This window comes from Burkholderia pyrrocinia (assembly GCF_001028665.1).
Classification (GTDB): Bacteria; Pseudomonadota; Gammaproteobacteria; order Burkholderiales; family Burkholderiaceae; genus Burkholderia; species Burkholderia pyrrocinia.
Window position 1 is genome coordinate 823,459 of record NZ_CP011503.1, and the last position, 16,540, is coordinate 839,998.

At 70.3% G+C, this 16,540-nt stretch carries 17 protein-coding genes; 10 read left to right on the forward strand and 7 right to left on the reverse strand.

What is annotated here, in order from left to right:
• Nucleotides 1–22 precede the first annotated feature (22 nt).
• The 5 genes from loiP to ABD05_RS03830 all read right to left on the reverse strand — a co-directional run bounded on the left by loiP (nucleotide 23) and on the right by ABD05_RS03830 (nucleotide 4,389).
• On the reverse strand, nucleotides 23–784 hold the full coding sequence (gene loiP, locus ABD05_RS03810; protein ID WP_047899020.1) for a metalloprotease LoiP: 762 nt from the start codon (nucleotides 782–784) through the stop codon (nucleotides 23–25).
• 199 nt (nucleotides 785–983) lie between these two features.
• Entirely contained in the window at nucleotides 984–1,766 is a 783-nt protein-coding gene (locus tag ABD05_RS03815) for a glycosyltransferase family 2 protein (RefSeq protein WP_047899021.1), read from the reverse strand.
• 113 nt (nucleotides 1,767–1,879) lie between these two features.
• Nucleotides 1,880–3,190, reverse strand: a complete 1,311-nt coding sequence (locus ABD05_RS03820; RefSeq protein ID WP_047899022.1) for a chorismate transformation FkbO/Hyg5 family protein — start codon at nucleotides 3,188–3,190, stop codon at nucleotides 1,880–1,882.
• Nucleotides 3,191–3,277: 87 nt separating this feature from the next.
• The gene (gene fabG / locus ABD05_RS03825; RefSeq protein WP_047901066.1) at nucleotides 3,278–3,994 is read right to left on the reverse strand and encodes a 3-oxoacyl-ACP reductase FabG; all 717 of its coding nucleotides are present in this window, start codon (nucleotides 3,992–3,994) and stop codon (nucleotides 3,278–3,280) included.
• A gap of 110 nt (nucleotides 3,995–4,104) precedes the next feature.
• Entirely contained in the window at nucleotides 4,105–4,389 is a 285-nt protein-coding gene (locus ABD05_RS03830) for a phosphopantetheine-binding protein (RefSeq protein ID WP_082146036.1), read from the reverse strand.
• 553 nt (nucleotides 4,390–4,942) lie between these two features.
• Here ABD05_RS03830 and ABD05_RS03835 point away from each other — a divergent pair.
• The 10 genes from ABD05_RS03835 (at nucleotide 4,943) to ABD05_RS03880 (ending at nucleotide 15,311) form a co-directional block, all read left to right on the forward strand.
• Nucleotides 4,943–5,596 carry a COG4648 family protein gene (locus ABD05_RS03835; protein ID WP_047899023.1) on the forward strand — a complete coding sequence of 218 codons (654 nt, stop codon included), beginning with the start codon at nucleotides 4,943–4,945 and terminating at the stop codon, nucleotides 5,594–5,596.
• A gap of 53 nt (nucleotides 5,597–5,649) precedes the next feature.
• The gene (locus tag ABD05_RS03840) at nucleotides 5,650–7,404 is read left to right on the forward strand and encodes an acyl-CoA synthetase family protein (protein WP_047899024.1); all 1,755 of its coding nucleotides are present in this window, start codon (nucleotides 5,650–5,652) and stop codon (nucleotides 7,402–7,404) included.
• The gene (locus ABD05_RS03845) at nucleotides 7,401–8,381 is read left to right on the forward strand and encodes an LpxL/LpxP family acyltransferase (protein ID WP_047899025.1); all 981 of its coding nucleotides are present in this window, start codon (nucleotides 7,401–7,403) and stop codon (nucleotides 8,379–8,381) included. The genes ABD05_RS03840 and ABD05_RS03845 overlap by 4 nt, the downstream gene beginning before the upstream one ends.
• Nucleotides 8,378–9,031 carry an outer membrane lipoprotein carrier protein LolA gene (locus ABD05_RS03850; protein ID WP_047899026.1) on the forward strand — a complete coding sequence of 218 codons (654 nt, stop codon included), beginning with the start codon at nucleotides 8,378–8,380 and terminating at the stop codon, nucleotides 9,029–9,031. Before ABD05_RS03845 ends, ABD05_RS03850 begins: the two co-directional genes overlap by 4 nt.
• A complete protein-coding gene (locus tag ABD05_RS03855) occupies nucleotides 9,031–11,496 on the forward strand; it encodes an MMPL family transporter (RefSeq protein ID WP_047899027.1) in 2,466 nt (821 codons plus the stop codon). Before ABD05_RS03850 ends, ABD05_RS03855 begins: the two co-directional genes overlap by 1 nt.
• Nucleotides 11,493–12,383, forward strand: coding sequence for a polysaccharide deacetylase family protein (locus ABD05_RS03860; protein ID WP_047899028.1), 891 nt, complete (start codon nucleotides 11,493–11,495; stop codon nucleotides 12,381–12,383). The genes ABD05_RS03855 and ABD05_RS03860 overlap by 4 nt, the downstream gene beginning before the upstream one ends.
• A gap of 63 nt (nucleotides 12,384–12,446) precedes the next feature.
• The gene (locus ABD05_RS03865; RefSeq protein WP_047899029.1) at nucleotides 12,447–13,658 is read left to right on the forward strand and encodes a beta-ketoacyl-[acyl-carrier-protein] synthase family protein; all 1,212 of its coding nucleotides are present in this window, start codon (nucleotides 12,447–12,449) and stop codon (nucleotides 13,656–13,658) included.
• An 8-nt stretch (nucleotides 13,659–13,666) separates the two neighbouring features.
• Nucleotides 13,667–14,482, forward strand: a complete 816-nt coding sequence (locus ABD05_RS03870; protein WP_047899030.1) for a beta-ketoacyl synthase chain length factor — start codon at nucleotides 13,667–13,669, stop codon at nucleotides 14,480–14,482.
• Nucleotides 14,482–14,985 (forward strand): hotdog family protein, encoded by a 504-nt coding sequence (locus ABD05_RS03875; RefSeq protein ID WP_047899031.1) that lies wholly within the window; start codon nucleotides 14,482–14,484, stop codon nucleotides 14,983–14,985. Before ABD05_RS03870 ends, ABD05_RS03875 begins: the two co-directional genes overlap by 1 nt.
• Nucleotides 14,982–15,311 carry a hypothetical protein gene (locus ABD05_RS03880; protein WP_047899032.1) on the forward strand — a complete coding sequence of 110 codons (330 nt, stop codon included), beginning with the start codon at nucleotides 14,982–14,984 and terminating at the stop codon, nucleotides 15,309–15,311. The genes ABD05_RS03875 and ABD05_RS03880 overlap by 4 nt, the downstream gene beginning before the upstream one ends.
• Before the next feature lie 90 nt (nucleotides 15,312–15,401).
• Here the strand turns inward: ABD05_RS03880 and ABD05_RS03885 are convergent, their stop codons facing one another.
• Both ABD05_RS03885 and phbB read right to left on the reverse strand, forming a co-directional pair.
• On the reverse strand, nucleotides 15,402–15,617 hold the full coding sequence (locus ABD05_RS03885) for a hypothetical protein (RefSeq protein ID WP_047899033.1): 216 nt from the start codon (nucleotides 15,615–15,617) through the stop codon (nucleotides 15,402–15,404).
• Nucleotides 15,618–15,725: 108 nt separating this feature from the next.
• Entirely contained in the window at nucleotides 15,726–16,469 is a 744-nt protein-coding gene (gene phbB, locus ABD05_RS03890; protein WP_047899034.1) for an acetoacetyl-CoA reductase, read from the reverse strand.
• Nucleotides 16,470–16,540: the final 71 nt, after the last annotated feature.

A 16,540-nucleotide genomic window follows, 5' to 3' on the forward strand; every position in this document is an offset into this window, starting at 1 on the left:
TGGCCGGCGATCGGCTGCGCGATCAGTTGCCCTTCGCGATGCGATCCTCGATGTGCTGCGCACGGCTCGCCGACGACGGGTGCGAGCTCATCATCGAGCTCTGGCCGCCATCGAGCTTCGCGAGCTTCTGGAATCCGGTGACGAGGCCCTTCTGGGTCATGCCCTTCTGCTTCATCAGGTCGAACGAGTAGTCGTCCGCCGCGCTTTCCTGCGTCTGCGAGAACTGCGCGTTGATGAACTTCTCGGTGATGTCGCCGAGCTGCGAGCTCGACAGCGCCGCCACGCCCGGCGATGCCGCGCCGGCCGCGCTGCGCGCCGCGCTCACCGCGTACGCCGTCTGCATCGCCTTCTTCGAGTGACCCAGTGCGACGTGGCCCATTTCATGGCCGATCACGCCGCGCAGCTCGTCGTCGTTCATCATGTCCATCAGGCCGCTGTACACGCGCACGCAGCCGTTGCCCATCGCCCACGCGTTGACGTCCTTGGTCATGTAGACCTTGTAGTTGATCTTCTGGCCGTTCAGCGTCATGTCGCCGAAGCCCTTCATCACCTTCGTCAGGCGCTTCGAATACGCGCTGTTCGCCGGCGCGATCTTCGATTCGGCGTCGCTGGACTTGCACGAGTCGTTCGACAGCGCGGCGATGTCTGCATCCGACAGCGTCGCTGCCTTGAACAGGTTCGTCCCCGCCGACGTCAGGCTGTTCGCGTCGAGGCTCTGTACCCCGCCGCACGCGCTCAACAGAAACGCCACGCCACACGCTGCCACCGCTTTCTTGAGTTGCATCCCGGATCCCTCGATAGTTGTATTTGGGAGCGGCGATTTTGCATAATCCGGCAGAAAATTACCAGATGTTTACATCCTATGACACCTTAATTACTCATAGGATTGGTGCGAAGCGGCGATTTTCGGCGGAATTGACGATCAAAACAGGAGCAATCGCCCGCGAGCGGGCGACGATCGGGATGGAAAACGGGCGCGCCGCTCAGGCCGTCTGGTCGCGGCGGCGCGTCAGCCGCCGCGCGACCAGCATCGGCAGCCGCACCGCGAAACCGATGAAAAGCCGCAGGTGCATCCATGCAAGCAGCGCGTTGTCGCGGCCGTAGTGGAAATGCGACACGCCGCCCTCGTGCCGGCCGAAATAGCGCACCGGCGCGTCGATGCGGATCGGACGCACGCCGGCCCAGCACAGCCGCACGGCCGCTTCCGGATCGAAGTCGAAGCCGCGCATCCACGGCTGGCGCCGCATGATCGCGGCGAGCGGCGCGACCGGATACACGCGAAAGCCGTACAGCGAATCGCCGATCCCGGCCCACAACGTCTCGAGGTCGGCCCATGCGTTCGACAGCCGGCGCCCCTGCACGCGCAACTGCGGCGCACTCGCGTCGAACTTCGGCACGCCGAGCACCATCGCATCGGGCGCGGCCTGCGACGCGGCCATGAAAGCAGGAATCAGGTCGGCCGGATGCTGGCCGTCGGAATCCATCGTCAACACGTGAGTGAAGCCGCTCGCGGCAGCCGCGTCGAGCCCCGCGAGCACCGCGGCGCCCTTGCCGCGGTTCTCCGGCAGCACGATCACGCGCAACCCGGGATCGTCCTCGGCCATCGCCTGCAGCCGCTCGGCGCTGCCGTCGGTGCTGCCGTCGACGACGACCCATACCGGATTCCACTGCGCGCGGGCATTGCGCACGGTCGTGTCGACCTTGGCGCCCGGGTTGTAGCTCGGAATCAGCACAAGATGGGTGGACGAGGCGTGCAGCTTGGACATGGGAACGGCCGAATGCGAAGACGGGGATCCTGACAAAAGTTTATGACTTGCCGACGACTGGCGGCAGGCTTCGTCGACACCCGCAGGTTGCCGGATCGTGAGGTTCTCCCGCTTCATGACAGCCACTCCACTGCGTGCCCCGCGCTGGCTTCGATCTCGACCAGCAGGTCGTCGCGGCATACGTCCGCATGGACGAACAGCGGCCGCACGCCGGGGCCGGCCGCATCGCGCAGCACACGATCGATCCCGGCAAGCGCCGCGGCATCGCCGGCATCGCGCACGTAGACGCGATAGCTCAGGTCGGCGAGCGAGAACGGGCCATGCCCCTGCCGCGCGGCCTGCTCGAGCACGGCCGCGAGGTTCGCGACCGTCTCGCGCGTTTGCGCGACGACGTCGCCGTGATGCACGGTGCGGTGCCCGACGATGCTCGCGGTGCCCGATACGAACAGCACCGGCGCGGCGTCGCGATCCGCCCAGGCGGCTGCGCGCGCGAACGTCGGCGCACGCGGGCCGTACTGCGCCGGGTAGTGATACGCGCTGACCTGGCGCGGGTTCTCGACCGGATCGGCCGGCGTGCGGCTCGCGAGGAAATGGATCGCGAGCGGCGCGTCCGGCGACGCGTCGCCCGCGACCGGCACGACCGAACCGAGCGCGCACGCGGCCGGCACGCCGCCCGTCAGTGCGCGGCGGCACGCGTCGAAGGCGTGCTGGCGGCCGATATTGAACTGACGATAGCGTTCGATCCCGAACTGCACGGCATTGATCGCCGGCACGGTGTTCCAGATGCGCAGCGGATGCGGCATGCCGAGCGTATCGAGCACGTCGAACAGCGCGCGGTATGCATCGTGCGTCGCGCGCTCGAGCGGCGTGCCGCCGTCGCGCTGCGCGCCGGGCTTTTCCTGCACGACGATGCTGCCGAACACGAGCCCCGCCGCTTCGCTGTAGCGATAGTGCAGCCCGCCCCGCCGTTCGCTGCGCAGGTCGCGAGCATTGCATTGCCAGATTTCGCAGACGGCCTCGTCCGCTGCGACGCCGGCACCGAGCAGCGCCATCTGCACCGGCGCAACCGGCAGATCGGGCGCGGCATCGGTCAGCATCCGCGCTGCCGCATCGGCGTGCGACTCAGCCTGCGATTCTGCATACGATTCGCGCTGCAACCCGGCCGCGCCGATACACACCGCGCCCAACGCGCCCGGAAACGCACGGTCGAATCCTGCGCCACGCATGCGCGCATCGTGCAGCGACGCGGCGAGCCGCGCATGACTCATCTGGACGAGCCGCAGAGCGCGGTCGCCGCCGTGCGCGAGCGGCGCGCCCGATCGCAATGCGTCCGATCCGGCCGCCGCCTGCCCGCGCGCGACGGGCGCGGGAGCTGACGACAGGGAACACGGACGCCGTTCGGCGTCGACTGGATGCACGGACACTTCGATTTCCTCACTATGCGGCGCAGGCCGCGCGACATCGCGGCCAGCATTGCGTTGCGCGACGTCAGGCCGACGCCGCGCGTTTCGTCATGCGAGCCCGCCGTTGACGGACATCACCTGCCCCGTCACATAGGCCGCGGCGTCGGACACCAGATACGCGACCATCGCCGCGACTTCGTCGGGCCGGCCCGCGCGCTGCGCGGGCACGAGCTGCTTGATCCGTTCGGCGGGAAACGCCTGTTCGGCCATCGGCGATTCGATGATGCCGGGCGCGACCGCGTTCACGGTGATGCCGCGCGACGCGAGCTCCAGCGACAACGATTTCGTCGCGCCGATCAGCCCCGCCTTCGCGGCCGCGTAATTGACCTGTCCGCGATTGCCGGTCACGCCGGCCACCGACGCGATGTTGACGATCCGCCCGCGCCGCGTGCGGATCATCGGCAGCAGCAGCGGCTGCGTGACGTTGAAAAAACCGTTGAGCGTCACGTCGATCACGCTGTGCCACTGCTGGCGCGACATGCCGGCCATCGGCGCGTCGTCGTGGATGCCCGCGTTGTTGACGAGAATCTGCACCGGCGACTCGTCGGCGAGCGGCGCCAGCGCGGCGAGCGTCGCATCGGCGTCGGTCACGTCGAACGCGATCGCGCGCGCGGTGCCGCCGGCCGCGACGATCTGCTGCGCGACGGCCTCCGCCTGCGCGAGATGGCGGTTCGCATGGACCCACACTTCATGGCCGGCCTGCGCGAGCGCCGTGCAGATCGCCTGCCCGAGTGCGCCGCTGCCGCCCGTCACGAGCGCCCGCATCGAATTGCTCCGTTCATCGCGTTCCACCTTGATCGACGCGGCGGCGCATCGTCTGCCGATCGCCGCCGCGTGCCGTCTTCACCTGCGCGCCGCGCCCGTGCGCGACGCCGTCACTTCGTGCGATGCGCGGCGACGTACGCGGCCAGCGCGCCGAGCGTCGCAAAGATCTTCTGGTTATCCGGATTGTCCGAGCGCAGTTCGAAGCCGTATTTCTTCGAGATCAGCAGCGCGATTTCCAGGATGTCGATGGAGTCGAGCCCGAAACCTTCGCCATACAGCGGGGTCTCGTCCGTCACTGTTTCGAGCGGGACGTCTTCGAGATTCAGTTCGCCGATGATCAGCGTGGCGAGCTCTTGTTCCAGTGCGTTCATCATGCGTGCGGGCAGGCGGCCCATGGCAGCGGGAGGCGCCCGGAAACGGCAACCGTCGTGCACGCCCGGTGCGTGCAAATCTCCGTCCCTCCGGCGTCTGCCGGCTTCCCCGCCTGCGTTATTTGGGGATCGTTTGCAAAAGTTACGCGGATTCTAGACGATGGGTATCGGGTCGTATACCGGGAATGGTTACAGACTGGCGAGCCGGCGCCGCGGCCCGTTTCGGGACGCGAACGCACGAGACGCTTGAGCCGCTTTGGATGGAAATGGGCCGACCCCGCGAAACCGTTCGTCCGGTGCCATACAATCGGTTACAAAACCCGCACGCGCCCGCCCCGAACACGCCGTACCGCGGCCCTAAAATGAGCGTGCCCGACCACCGGCCCGGACCCGCGTCCCGGCCGCCATTCATATGATGTTTGACCGCCCGACCACCGCGTCCGGCTACGCTCCGCCCGATGTCTCCAGTCATGCCGCATCCGTCCTTCCGCTCCGTTCCGGTTCGTCCGCCCGTCAGTCGCTGCACCGCAGCTGCGGCCGGACGCGGATGCGCGCGCCGTGCGCCCGGAGGCCGCCGATGAGCCGGCTGCTGCCCGTCGTGCGCGGCGTCGCTGCGGTCGGCGCCGTGGCGGCCTACCAGGCCGGCGCGCACTACGCGGTCGCGACGCCCGGCGCGCACGGCTTCGGCCTCGCGATGGCGCTCGTGCCGCCGCTGCTGCTCGCGCTCGGCGTGGCCCTGCGCTCGCCGCATCGCGCATGGTTCGTGCCGGCATGGCTGCTGGCCGCCGCCGCGCTGTGGGCCGCGCGCGCGCCGCTCGCGCAGCACTTCGAATGGGGCCTGTATCTGGAACACGCGAGCTTCAACGTCGCGATGGCGCTGCTGTTCGGCCGCACGCTCGCGGCCGGCGAGGTGCCGCTGTGCACGCGCTTCGCGGCGATGATCCGCGGCACCGTCACGCCGGCCGTCGCACGCTATACGCGGCAGATCACGCTCGCGTGGACACTGTTCTTCGTCGCGATCGCCGCCGTGTCGACGCTGCTGTTCGCGACCGCGCCGATCGTCGCGTGGTCGACGTTCGCGAACTACCTGTCGCTGCCGCTCGTCGCCGTGATGTTCGCCGCCGAGCATGCGTGCCGGCGCTTCGCGCTGCCGCACGAGCCGCGGTCGCGGATGGTCGACGCGGTGCGCGCGTATCGTGCGACAACCCACGCGTCGCAGGCGTCACGATGAAATCACGGCCGGTGCGCGACCGCGCCGGCCTTCGCTCCCGTTTTTACCGATTTATGCCGACTTACCCGCTGGTATTCCATTCCTCGCCGGACCAGACGATCGCCTGGCGCGACGGTGCGCCCGTCACCGTGCGCGCGTTCGTCGCCGACGTCGCGCGCGTCGCGGCGGCACTGCCCGCCGGCGGCCACGTGTTCAACGTGTGCCGCGACCGCTACCGCTTCGCGGTCAGCCTGTGCGCGGCGCTCGTCGCCGGCAAGGTCAGCCTGCTGCCGTCGACGCACACGCCGGAAATGGTTCGCCAGCTCGCGTCGTTCGCGCCCGACGCGTTCTGCCTGCACGACGCGCCCGACTGCGCGATCGACCTGCCGCGCTTCGCGTATCCCGACGCCGCCCCCGGCGACCTCGCGAACGATGCGCCGTTCGCGGTGCCGCAGATCGATGCGGCGCGGATCATGGCGTATGTGTTCACGTCCGGCTCGACCGGCGCGCCGGTGCCGCACCGCAAGACCTGGGGCTTCCTGGTCGGCTGCGTGCGCGCGGCGGCCGACCGCCTCGGGCTGCTCGACGGCCGCGCGGCCACGCTGATCGGCACGGTGCCCGCGCAGCACATGTACGGCTTCGAGTCGACGGTGCTGCTCGCGCTGATCGGCGGCCTCGCGTTCAGCAACCGCCAGCCGTTCTACCCGGTCGACATTCGCGACGAACTCGATTCGATCCCGCAGCCGCGCGTGCTCGTCACGTCGCCGATCCACCTGCGCGCGCTGCTGTCGGCCGGCCACGCGCTGCCGCGCGCGGCGCTCGTGCTGTCGGCCACCGCGCCGCTGTCGGAGAAGCTCGCATGCGAAGCCGAGGGCGCGCTCGACGCACCGCTCGTCGAGATCTACGGCAGCACCGAGACCGGCCAGATCGCGACCCGCCGCACGTCGCAGGGCGCGGCGTGGGCGCTGTTCCCGGGCATCCGGCTCGACGCGCGCGACGAACCGGCAAGCGACGGCGCGGGCGACGACGGCGGGCCGACCGTGTGGGTATCGGGCGGGCACGTCGAGGCGCCCGTGCCGATGGGCGATGCGCTCGAACTGCTCGGCGACGGCCGCTTCCTGCTGCACGGCCGCAAGGCGGACCTCGTCAACATCGCCGGCAAGCGCACGTCGCTCGCGTACCTGAACCATCAGCTCAACGCGATTCCGGAGGTGGTCGACGGCGTGTTCTTCATGCCCGACGAAACCGCGCCGGCGCACGGCGACGCGAGCCTCGAACCGGTCACGCGCCTCGTCGCGCTCGTCGTCGCGCCGACGCTCGCGGCCGCCGACCTGCAGCGCGCGCTGCGCGAGCGGATCGATCCTGCATTCATGCCCCGCCCGCTCGTGTTCGTCGATGCGCTGCCGCGCAACGAAACGGGCAAGCTGCCGCGCGACGTGCTGGCCGCGCTCGTTGCACGACACGCACGTGCCGCGACTGCACCGATGCCCACCCGCGACGCGGCCGGCACACCCGCGCTCGCGTTCACGATTCCCGCCGACCATCCGGCGCTGCCCGGCCACTTTCCCGGCCATCCGGTCGTGCCGGGCGTCGTGCTGCTCGATCACGCGATCCATGCGATCGGCGCGGCGCTGAACCGCCCGCTGCACGCGTGGCGGCTCGGTTCCGCGAAATTCCTCAGCCCGGTCGCACCGGGCGAACCGCTCGATCTCGCGTTCGACGCTGCAGCCAGCGGCGCGATCCGCTTCACGCTGCGCGCCGGGTCGCGCGATGTCGCGACCGGCGTGCTGTCCGCGCCGCCGGCCGCGCCGGACGGTGCACAACCATGAAGCGCACCGCGTGGGCCGAACGCCAGGAGCGCAGCAACGCGGGATTGCTGCGCACGATGACGTGGATCTCGCTGCGCTTCGGCCGGCAGCGTGCGCGCATCGTGCTGCACCTGATCGCGACGTATTTCGTGCTGTTCTCGCCGGCCGCCTGCGCGGCGTCGCGTGACTACCTGCACCGCGTGCTCGGCCGCCCCGCGCGCTGGCGCGACGTGTACCGGCACGTGTTCACGTTCGCGGCGACGATCCACGACCGCGTCTACCTGATGAACGGGCGCTTCGACCTGTTCGACATCCGGCTGCACGGCGAAACGCTCGTCGACGATGCGCTCGCGGGCGGACGCGGCGCGTTCCTGATGGGCGCGCACCTCGGCAGCTTCGAGGTCGTGCGCGCGATCGGCCGCACGCACCCGGACCTGCGCGTCGTCGTCACGATGTACGAAAAGAACGCGCGCAAGATCAACGCGACGCTCGCCGCGGTGAATCCGGCCGCGAAGCCGGAAGTGATCCCGCTCGGGCAGGTCGACTCGATGCTGAAGGTGCGCGAGCGCCTCGACGCGAACTGCATGATCGGCATGCTCGCCGACCGCACGCTGCTCGACGATGCGGCTACGTCGCTGCGGCGGCTGCCGCTGCTCGGCGCACCGGCCGCGTTCCCGCTCGGACCGCTCTACATGGCCGCGATGCTGCGACGCCCGGTGATCTTCATGACGGGCCTCTATCGCGACGGCAACCGCTACGACGTGCACTTCGAGACGCTCGCCGATTTCTCCGACGTGCGGCGCGACGCACGCGCGGCGGCTGTCGACGCGGCACTCGCGCGCTACGTCGCGTTGCTCGACAAGTACTGCCGCGCGGCGCCGTACAACTGGTTCAACTATTTCGATTTCTGGCAAGTCGGCGACGCCGCGGCCACCGCGCGCCGCGACGCTGCACATGCCGCTGCCGACCTGCCCGCCACGAGGGATTCCGACGCATGACCGCCGTTCGCCGCTTCCTGCTCCCGTTTGCGCCCGCGCTTGGTCGTACCGTCCGTACGCTCGCTGCCGCCGCAACCGCAACCGCCGCCGCGATCGCGCTGGCCGCGCCCGCGCAAGCGGCCGACACGGGTTCCGCCTGGAACCTCGACCGGCTGATGTCGACGCTCGCGCAGCACAAGTCGGGGCGTGCGACGTTCACCGAGACGAAGTACCTGTCGATCGCCACGCAGCCGGTCGAATCGTCCGGCGAACTCGTGTTCGTCGCGCCCGATCACCTGGAAAAGCACACGCTGAGCCCGAAACCCGAGCACCTCGTCGTCGACGGCGACATGCTCACCGTCGAGCGCAACAACCGCAAGTACACGCTCGCGCTCGCGCGCTATCCGGAACTCGGCGCGTTCATCGACAGCATCCGCGCGACGCTCGCCGGCAACCGCTTCGTGCTCGAGCAGATCTACAAGGTCGCACTCGCCGGGCGCGGCGACGACTGGACGCTGACCCTCACGCCGCTCGATTCGCGGATGCTGAAGGTCGTCAGCACGATCACGCTCGACGGCACGCGCGACGTGTTGCGCAGCGTCGCGATCCGGCAGGCCGACGGCGACCATTCGGTGATGCGCCTGCAACCCGTTCCGGCGACCCCGAACTGATGGACGAACGCATCCGGCCCTCGCCCGTCAGCCACCGCCTGCACGCGTTGCGGCAGCGCGCGGTGCTCGTGTGGCTGCTCGCGCTCGTCGCGTGCGGCATCGCGATCGGCCGCGCGCACTTCACGGCCGACCTGTCCGCGTTCCTGCCAAGCTCGCCGAGCGCCGGGCAGCGCGTGCTCGTCGACCAGTTGCGCGACGGCATCGTGTCGCGGCTGATCCTCGTCGCGATCGACGGCGGCGATGCAGGCACGCGCGCCGCGCTGTCGCGGCGTATCGCCGGCACGCTGCGCACCGATCCGCAGTTCGCGGCGGTTCACAACGGCGAAGCGGCGAACGACGCGCGCGACCGGCAGTTCATCTTCGATCACCGCTACCTGCTGAGCCCGGCCGTCACGCCGCAGCGCTTCAGCGCCGACGGCCTGCACCAGGCGCTCGGCGACAGCCTCGACCTGCTGAGCTCGTCGGCCGGCCTCATGGCCAAGGCGATGCTGCCGCGCGACCCGACCGGCGAAGTCGCCGCGCTCGTCGACCAGCTCGACAGCGCGGCGCAACCGGCGAGCCGCGACGGCGTGTGGGCGTCGCGCGACGGCACGCGCGCGGTGCTCGTCGTGCAGACCGCCGCCGCCGGCTCCGATACCGACGCGCAGGCACGCGCGATCGACACGGTGCGCCGCGCATTCGCCGCCGCGACGCAGGCCGTGCCGAACGCGGCCGCGAGCACGCTCGCGATGACGGGCCCCGGCGTGTTCTCGGTCGACATGCGCGACACGATTCGCCATGACGTCGAGCGGCTGTCGACGGCAAGCGTCGTGCTGATCGTCGCGCTGCTGCTGACGCTATACCGCTCGCCGCGCACGCTCGCGCTCGGGTTGCTGCCGGTGCTGACCGGCGTTGCGGCCGGGATCGCGGCGGTCAGCGTCGTTTCCGGAACGGTCCACGGGCTGACGCTCGGCTTCGGCACGACGCTGATCGGCGAAGCCGTCGACTATTCGATCTACCTGTTCGTGCAATCGGCGCAGGCCGGCACGCGCGGCGCGTCGCGCCCGGCCGACGCGACGCGCGCATGGCTCGCCGCGTACTGGCCGACGATCCGGCTCGGCGTGCTGACGTCCGTGTGCGGGTTCGCGTCGATGCTGTTCTCCGGATTCCCGGGCCTCGTGCAGCTCGGGCTGTATTCGATCGTCGGGCTGACGGCCGCCGCGCTCGTCACGCGCTTCGTGCTGCCGCACCTGCGCGGCGAGCATGTCGCGATCCGCGACGTGTCGCGCGTCGGCGCCGTGCTCGCACGTGCGGCCGACGCCGCGCCGCGGCTGCGCTGGCCGCTCGCGGTGCTCGTGGTCGCCGCGTGCGCGACGCTCGCGCTGCATCGCGACGGCCTGTGGAGCCGCGAGCTCGCCGCGCTCAGCCCGGTGCCGGCGCACGCGCAGGCGCTCGACGCGCGGCTGCGCGCCGATGTCGGCGCGCCCGACGTGCGCTACCTCGTCGTGATTTCCGCGCCGACCGAGCAGGCCGCGCTCGAAGGCGCCGAAAAGGTCGCCGCGCAGTTGCAGCCGCTCGTCGACCGCGGCGCGCTCGCAGGTTTCGAAAGCCCCGCGCGCTACCTGCCGAGCGACGCCACGCAGCGCGCGCGCCAGGCGAGCCTGCCGGATGCGGATGTGCTCGCCGCACGGATGCGCGACGCCGTCGCGAACCAGCCGATCGCGGTGAAGCCCGACCTGTTCGCACCATTCATCGCCAATGTCGAAGCCGCACGCCACGCGCCGCTGCTGACGCGCGCGGACTTGCGCGACACGTCGATGGCGCTCGCGGTCAACGCGCTGCTGACCGAACGCGACGGCCGCTGGAGCGCGATGCTGTCGCTGCGCGCGCCGGACGCCGCACGCGCGGCGCAATCGGCGCAAGGGCTCGACGCAACGCCGATACGCGCGGCCGTCGCGCAAGCGGGCGTGCCCGATGCGCTGTTCGTCGACATGAAGGCCGAAGCCGATCGCCTGTACGTGAGCTACGTGCACGAGGACATCCGGCTGTCGCTCGCGGGTTTCGCGGCGATTGCCGTGCTGCTGCTGATCGCGCTGCGTTCGCCGCGCCGTGCCGTGCGCGCGCTCGCGCCGCTCGTCGCAGCCGTGCTGGTCGTGACGGCCGGCTTCGCGCTCGCTGGCGTGCAACTGACGATCCTGCACCTCGTCGGCATGCTGCTGATCGTCGCGGTCGGCTCGAACTACGCACTGTTCTTCTGCAAGCGCGACGATGCGCAGCCCGTCACGCCGTACACGCTCGTGTCGCTGCTGGTCGCGAACCTCGCGACGGTCGCCGGCTTCGGGCTGCTGGCGCTGTCGCGCGTGCCGCTGCTCGAAACCTTCGGGCTGACCGTCGGCCCCGGCGCGATGCTCGCGCTCGCGTTCGCAGCGATACTCGCGCCGCGCGCCGCGGCGGCCGGCGATCGTCGTCAACGGAGCCCGTCATGAACGCGCCGTCGTCCGTTCCGCCGCGCCAGGCCGGCCAATCCGGCGTGCGCCGCTGGAAGCCGACGCCGCTGATCGCGGGCACGGCCGTGCTTCACGCGGGCGCTGCCGCCGCCGTCGTCGCGCAGCCGGCCGCGTGGCCGTGGGCCGTCGGCGGCGTGGTCGCATCGCATCTCGCGCTGACGGCCGCCGGCCTGTGGCCGCGCAGCACGCTGCTCGGCCCGAACTGGATACGCCTGCCGGCCGGCGCCGGCCGCCGGATCGCGCTGACGATCGACGACGGCCCGGACCCGGATGTCACGCCGCGCGTACTCGACCTGCTCGACCGTTACGACGCGCGCGCGACGTTCTTCTGCATCGGCGATCTCGCGCGCCGTCATCCGCGGTGGATCGAGGCGATCGTCGCGCGCGGTCACGCGGTCGAGAACCACAGCCAGCGGCACCGGCATACGTTCTCGCTGTCGGGGCCCGCCGCGCTGCGGCGCGAGATCGCGGCCGCGCAGCAGACGCTGACCGAGATCGCCGGCACGCGCCCGCAGTTCTTCCGCGCGCCGGCCGGCCTGCGCAATCCGTTTCTCGAGCCGGTGTTGTGCGAACTCGGCCTGCAGCTTGCGAGCTGGACGCGGCGCGGCTTCGACACGCGCACGCACGATGCCGCGACCGTCACGCGCCGCCTGCTGCACGGACTCGAAGCGCGCGACATCCTGCTCGTGCACGACGGTCACGCGGCACGTGACGCGCGCGGCGAACCGGTCGTGCTCGACGTACTGCAAGCGGTGCTGCGCGCGGCCGCCGATGCGCAGCTGCACTGGACCACGTTGCGCGCGGCGCTCGCGCCTGAACCACCCGGCCAGCCGGGCGTTCCGGCGCCCCCGTTTGATAAAATCTGACTTCGAACGGCGCGCCTGACAGCCCTGCTGCGGCGCCCGTTCCGGCCACCGGATGCGACCCTCGTGAAACCTCTCCTGCTCTCGCACTTCACCGCCACCAGCTGCATCGGCCGCGGCCTCGATGCGACCCTCGACGCGCTGCGCGATGCCCGCGGCGGGCTCGCGCCGTGCGACTTCGAGCGCGCGGAACTCGACACGTGGATCGGCGCGGTGGACGACGTCGATGCGCAACCCGTGCGCACCGATCTCGCCGACTTCGAATGCCGCAACAACCGCCTCGCACAGCTCGCCCTCACGCAGGACGGCTTCGACGCACGCGTCGCGGCGGCGGTGGCGCGCTACGGCGCGGCGCGCGTCGGCGTGTTCGTCGGCACGAGCACGGCCGGCATCCTCGAGACCGAACGCGCGTACCAGCGCCGCGACCCGGCGAGCGGCGCGCTGCCCGCCGACTTCCACTACGCACACACACACAACCCGTATTCGCCGGCCGCGTTCGTGCGCGCGTATTTCGCGCTGCGCGGGCCGGCGATGGCGATCTCGTCCGCGTGTTCATCCGGCGCGAAAGTGTTCGGCTCCGCGCGACGCATGATCGAAGCCGGGTTGATCGACGCGGCCGTCGTCGGCGGCGTCGATTCGCTGTGCCTGACGACGCTGTACGGCTTCAATTCGCTCGAACTGCTGTCGCGCCGGCCGTGCCGGCCGTTCGACGTTGCGCGCGACGGCATCTCGATCGGCGAGGCGGCCGCGTTCGCGCTCGTCGAACGCGTGCCCGACCCGCCCGCCGCGCTCGACGGCAACGCGATCCTGCTGCTTGGCATCGGCGAATCGAGCGACGCGCACCACATGTCGTCGCCGCATCCGGACGGGCTCGGCGCGCGCGTCGCGATCGAACAGGCGCTCGCGTCCGCCGGCCTCGGCGCGAACGACATCGACTACGTGAACCTGCACGGCACCGCGACGCCGAGCAACGACGCGGCCGAAAGCCGCGCGGTCGGCGCGCTGTTCGCGAGCACGCCGTGCAGCTCGACGAAGGGCGCGACCGGCCACACGCTCGGCGCGGCCGGCGCGCTCGAAGCGATCGTCGCCGCGCTCGCGCTGCGCGAGCAGTTCGTGCCGGCCGGCGTCAACACGACGCAACCCGACCCGGCGCTCGCCGCCGACTACGTGCTCGCGAGCCGCGCTACGCGCGTGCGCGCCGTCCTCTCCAATTCGTTCGGCTTCGGCGGCACGAATTGCAGCCTGATCCTCGGCCGCGCCGACCACGTACGCCGTTGAGGCCCGACATGACGCTCACCGCCTTCATCGAAAGCATCGGCCTCGTCGGGCCGGGATTGAACGACTGGCCGCATGCGGCCGACGTGCTCGCGGGCCGCGCGGCCTATGCGAGCGCCAGCACCGTGCTGCCGCCGCCGGCCGGCCTGCCGTCGGCCGAACGACGCCGCACGGGCCCCGTCGTGCGCGTCGCGCTCGCGGTCGGCCACGAAGCGGTCGCCGCGAGCGGACGCGACGCGGCCACGCTCGCGACCGTGTTCAGCGCGTCCGGCGGCGACGGCCAGAACTGCCACGCGATCTGCGAAACCCTTGCCGGCGACGATCGCCAGCTGTCGCCGACACGTTTCCACAACTCCGTGCACAACGCGCCGGCCGGTTACTGGAGCATCGCGACGCGCGCGATGGCAACGTCCAACGTACTGTGCGCTTACGACGGCAGCTTTGCCGCGGGCCTCCTCGAGAGCCTGTGCCAGGTCGCGGTCGATCGCGTGCCGACCCTGCTGATTGCGTACGACACCGACTATCCGGAACCGCTGCGCACGGTGCGGCCGATCGACGACGCATTCGGCGTCGCGCTCGTGCTCGCGCCGGAAGCAAGCGAGCGTTCGCTCGCCCGCATCGGCGTGCAGCTCACCGACGCGCCCGCCACGACACTCGCGAATGCCGAACTCGACGCACTGCGCACCGGCAATCCGGCCGCACGCGTGCTGCCGCTGCTCGATGCGCTCGCCGCGCGGCGTTCGACGCGCGTCGTGCTCGACTACCTCGCCGATTCTCGCGTGCAGGTCGACATCGCAATGCCGGATGCCTTCGCGGAGCGCGCGTGATGACCGCGACACCTCCGTTGACACCGCCGCTCGACCACGCGTGGATCGCCGCGCACATTCCGCACGGCGGCACGATGTGCGTGCTCGATACGGTCGATGCATGGGACGCCGAACGCATCCGCTGCACGGCGACGAGCCACCGCGATCCGCACAACCCGCTGCGCTCGCACGGCCGGCTCGCGTCGGTTTGCGGCATCGAATACGCGGCGCAGGCGATGGCCGTGCACGGCGCGCTGCTCGGTGCGCACGAAGAACGTCCGCGCGTCGGCTATCTGGCGAGCGTGCGCAATGTCGACGCGTTCGTCGATCGGCTCGACACGTTCGACCTGCCGCTCACCATCGACGCGGAACGCGTGAGCGGCGACGGCCGTTCGGTGCTGTACGGCTTCGCGCTTCGCTGCGGCGATCGCGTGCTGCTGTCCGGCCGCGCCGCGGTGATGCTCGACGCATCGGCAGCCGGCACGTTTGCCCCGCCGCCCGCCGGCAATTCGAATCCTCGATGAAGAGGCTTACTCAAGGAAACCAGGTCGTGAAAGTTCGTCAGTTCATTGGTACCGCACTCGTTCTGGCGCTGATCAGCCCGATCGCGCATGCGGACATGTCGGAAGTGAAGCAGGACATCAAGCGCGATTCGAAGGAAGCCGCGCACAAGACCGGCGAGGCTGCGCGCAGCTTCGGCCACGCGACCGCGAGCGCCGCAAAGACGGTCGGGCACGGGGTCGCACACGCGTCGCGCGAAGGCTGGGATGCCACCAAGCGCACGACGAAGCGGATCTTCCACAAGAACGACTCGGGCGAGTCGGGTGGAAAGAGCGAAAAGAGCAATTGACGATGCGCATCGCGCGCATCACCGACTGCATGCGCGCGATGCGTGACCGTTCGTCAGTCGTGGCGTCGCGTTAGCACGACGTCGCCGGCGTCAACGCGCGCCGCGCATGCGGCGTGCCGACCTCGCCCGCCTCGCCGGCCGGCGCGCGAAGCACTTGCCGTACGCGACAAGCCAGCAATCGCGATGATCGAAGTTCCGCAGCAGCCGCGCGCGGCGCCGCTCGAGCCAGTAGAGCGAGATCGCCATCGTCAGCGCGACGGCCAGTGCCGAGCCGCCGATCGCGAGTCCCATCCAGGTGTCGCCCATGCCTTCTCCGGAATGCGAGGCCGACGCGGCGTGCCTGCCGCCGCTCCGGCACTGGATATAGCGGAACGCGGCCCGAACGTGCGCGCACGCCGCCCGGGCCGCCGTGCGTCAGTGCATGTGCTGGCCGCCGTTGATCGCGATGTTGGAGCCCGTCACGAAGCCGGCCTCGTCCGAGCACAGGTAAGCGACCAGCGCCGCGACTTCCTCGGGCTTGCCGAGCCGGCCCGCAGGAATCTGCGGGAGGATCTTCGTGTCGAGGATGTCCTGCGGGATCGCCGTCACCATCTTCGTCGCGAGGTAACCCGGCGACACCGTGTTCACCGTCACGCCCTTGCGCGCGACTTCCAGCGCGAGCGATTTCGTGAAGCCGTGCATGCCGGCCTTCGCGGCCGCGTAGTTGGTCTGGCCGACCGAACCCTTCGAGCCGTTCACCGACGAGATGTTGACGATGCGGCCCCAGCCGCGCTCGACCATGCCTTCGCAGACGGGCTTCGTCATGTTGAACACGGAATCGAGGTTCGTGCGGATCACGGCATCCCAGTTCACCTTGTCGAGCTTGCGCAGCGTCATGTCGCGCGTGATGCCCGCGTTGTTCACGAGAATGTCGACCGGGCCGACGTCCCGCACGATCGTCTCGATGCATTGCTGGCACGAATCGTGATCGGCCACGTCCACCGGGTACGCCTGGAACTCGCGGCCGGCCGCGTGCATCTCGGACAGCCAGCGGTCGGCGCCGGTGTTGTTCGGCGAATACGTGACGACTACCCGGTGTCCGGCGTCGTTCAACCTGATGCTGACCGCTTCGCCGAGACCGCCCATTCCACCTGTCACAACTGCAATTCGCTTAGTCATCCTATAAATTACCGACAAAAAAGTAATCGATGAATGCGGGGCGACGGCATCGCACATGCTGCCGCCCCACC

Bases quoted from the DNA above. Each gene is read 5' to 3' on its own strand.
- loiP (WP_047899020.1), bottom strand. From the start codon at position 784: ATGCAACTCAAGAAAGCGGTGGCAGCGTGTGGCGTGGCGTTTCTGTTG.
- ABD05_RS03815 (WP_047899021.1), bottom strand. From the start codon at position 1,766: ATGTCCAAGCTGCACGCCTCGTCCACCCATCTTGTGCTGATTCCGAGC.
- fabG (WP_047901066.1), bottom strand. From the start codon at position 3,994: ATGCGGGCGCTCGTGACGGGCGGCAGCGGCGCACTCGGGCAGGCGATC.
- ABD05_RS03830 (WP_082146036.1), bottom strand. From the start codon at position 4,389: ATGGGCCGCCTGCCCGCACGCATGATGAACGCACTGGAACAAGAGCTC.
- ABD05_RS03835 (WP_047899023.1), top strand. From the start codon at position 4,943: ATGAGCCGGCTGCTGCCCGTCGTGCGCGGCGTCGCTGCGGTCGGCGCC.
- ABD05_RS03840 (WP_047899024.1), top strand. From the start codon at position 5,650: ATGCCGACTTACCCGCTGGTATTCCATTCCTCGCCGGACCAGACGATC.
- ABD05_RS03845 (WP_047899025.1), top strand. From the start codon at position 7,401: ATGAAGCGCACCGCGTGGGCCGAACGCCAGGAGCGCAGCAACGCGGGA.
- ABD05_RS03850 (WP_047899026.1), top strand. From the start codon at position 8,378: ATGACCGCCGTTCGCCGCTTCCTGCTCCCGTTTGCGCCCGCGCTTGGT.
- ABD05_RS03855 (WP_047899027.1), top strand. From the start codon at position 9,031: ATGGACGAACGCATCCGGCCCTCGCCCGTCAGCCACCGCCTGCACGCG.
- ABD05_RS03860 (WP_047899028.1), top strand. From the start codon at position 11,493: ATGAACGCGCCGTCGTCCGTTCCGCCGCGCCAGGCCGGCCAATCCGGC.
- ABD05_RS03870 (WP_047899030.1), top strand. From the start codon at position 13,667: ATGACGCTCACCGCCTTCATCGAAAGCATCGGCCTCGTCGGGCCGGGA.
- ABD05_RS03875 (WP_047899031.1), top strand. From the start codon at position 14,482: ATGACCGCGACACCTCCGTTGACACCGCCGCTCGACCACGCGTGGATC.
- ABD05_RS03880 (WP_047899032.1), top strand. From the start codon at position 14,982: ATGAAGAGGCTTACTCAAGGAAACCAGGTCGTGAAAGTTCGTCAGTTC.
- ABD05_RS03885 (WP_047899033.1), bottom strand. From the start codon at position 15,617: ATGGGCGACACCTGGATGGGACTCGCGATCGGCGGCTCGGCACTGGCC.
- phbB (WP_047899034.1), bottom strand. From the start codon at position 16,469: ATGACTAAGCGAATTGCAGTTGTGACAGGTGGAATGGGCGGTCTCGGC.